Below are 1,696 nucleotides of genomic sequence, written 5' to 3' on the forward strand. Positions count from 1 at the left end.
TACAAACTCCATAAACTTTATTATTAACCTTGTTTACTAAACACGATAAAATGAACAACCCTATTTGAACCGTTAAAATAATAGAGTAATAAGCTAAAAGTTCGTAATCAACCCCTTCCATAATATTAAACGCTACAACTATTAATATTATGGAAATAATAATTCCCAAAATGCCACCAATTAAACCTAATACGAATTCAGGTGTTCTTTTCAATTCAATCCCCCTTTTATGAACCACTAACAGCTTGTATATTTTTCCCATTCACCATCATACCAAATATTCACTGGAAAAACTATACAAATGTATTTTTTATTCTACTATACTTTGCTTCTAACTATAGATAGCTTGTAGCAGTCACAAAATCAAAAGCTTCAAAATTACTAACCGGTTTCGATACTTTTAGAAAGTAGACATACCTCTTGAATACAATTAGTATTAACATAAGAAATACGAAAAGCTTAAAAAGGCTTTCACATGAAGAAAGGAAGTTGCACAACTATGGATTTTAAAACAGTTATGCAAGAACTTGAGGCTCTAGGTAAGGAACGAACGAAAAAAATATACATATCTAACGGTGCGCATGAGCCAGTATTCGGAGTAGCTACAGGTGCTATGAAACCAATCGCTAAAAAAATAAAATTAAATCAAGAGTTAGCTGAAGAGCTTTATGCCACAGGTAACTACGATGCTATGTACTTTGCAGGTATTATTGCCGATCCAAAAGCTATGAGTGAGTCTGATTTTGATTGCTGGATAGACGGGGCATATTTTTATATGCTATCTGATTATGTAGTGGCAGTAACTTTATCGGAGTCAAATATTGCACAAGATGTTGCTGATAAATGGATTGCAAGTGGGGACGAGCTTAAAATGTCTGCCGGATGGAGTTGCTACTGTTGGCTTTTAGGAAATCGCAAAGACAATGAGTTTTCCGAAAGTAAAATTTTCGATATGCTTGAAATGGTGAAAGATACAATTCATCACTCTCCAGAACGAACAAAATCCGCTATGAATAATTTCCTAAACACCGTGGCAATTTCATATGTACCACTACACGAAAAAGCAGTCGAGATTGCAAAAGAAGTTGGTATAGTTGAAGTCAAACGTGATAATAAAAAAAGCAGTTTGTTAAATGCTTCTGAAAGTATTCAGAAAGAACTTGATAGAGGAAGACTTGGTTTTAAGCGTAAGTATGTAAGGTGTTAAAAGTATGAAGGTGTCAATGTAGGAGAGATTGACACCTTTTTTGTGGACATTACTAGACTAACGGAGCTGCAAGTTAAAGGGAACCAATCATTCATCTCCCACTATACATCTCAAACTTCTTCTTTCAATTTATATACCCTATCTCTTTTCTCATCATCTTTGATAAAAATAAGTTTTCCTTCTGTAACAAAACCTTCTAATAGTAAACATACTTGTCCATATGCTTTAGGCTTATTCGTAGTGAATCTTTCATCGGGTATTTTACCAGATCGTATTAATCGTTCACATAGCTCAAGCGCACTTATTTCTTCAGAATCAATTAATTCTAAAATATCTTTTTGTAATGGTGATAAAGGGGCTGGTACCTTACATACCTCATCTACCTCCACCTTTTCTTTTTCTTCTTCAAATAAATCTTCAAATGAAATTTGATTCATTACACCTGTTCCTTTCTAACAATTGATTTATATAACATGAATTGAATTCTAT

3 protein-coding genes are annotated in these 1,696 nt (G+C 33.4%); 1 reads left to right on the forward strand and 2 read right to left on the reverse strand.

Features of this window, described 5'->3' with window-relative positions:
* Nucleotides 1–214, reverse strand: a 214-nt coding sequence (locus tag ACQGSG_RS28760; RefSeq protein WP_426948712.1) for a DUF4064 domain-containing protein, incomplete at its 3' end; no start/stop codon positions are given.
* Nucleotides 215–499: 285 nt separating this feature from the next.
* Between ACQGSG_RS28760 and ACQGSG_RS28765 the strand changes: the two genes are divergently transcribed.
* The gene (locus ACQGSG_RS28765; protein WP_100616895.1) at nucleotides 500–1,207 is read left to right on the forward strand and encodes a DNA alkylation repair protein; all 708 of its coding nucleotides are present in this window, start codon (nucleotides 500–502) and stop codon (nucleotides 1,205–1,207) included.
* Nucleotides 1,208–1,317: 110 nt separating this feature from the next.
* Here the strand turns inward: ACQGSG_RS28765 and ACQGSG_RS28770 are convergent, their stop codons facing one another.
* Nucleotides 1,318–1,644: a DUF3895 domain-containing protein gene (locus tag ACQGSG_RS28770; protein ID WP_325842286.1), complete on the reverse strand. Its 327-nt coding sequence runs from the start codon at nucleotides 1,642–1,644 to the stop codon at nucleotides 1,318–1,320.
* Nucleotides 1,645–1,696 lie beyond the last annotated feature (52 nt).

This window comes from Bacillus sp. GMa5/1, assembly GCF_050172015.1.
Taxonomy (GTDB): Bacteria; Bacillota; Bacilli; order Bacillales; family Bacillaceae_G; genus Bacillus_A; species Bacillus_A cereus.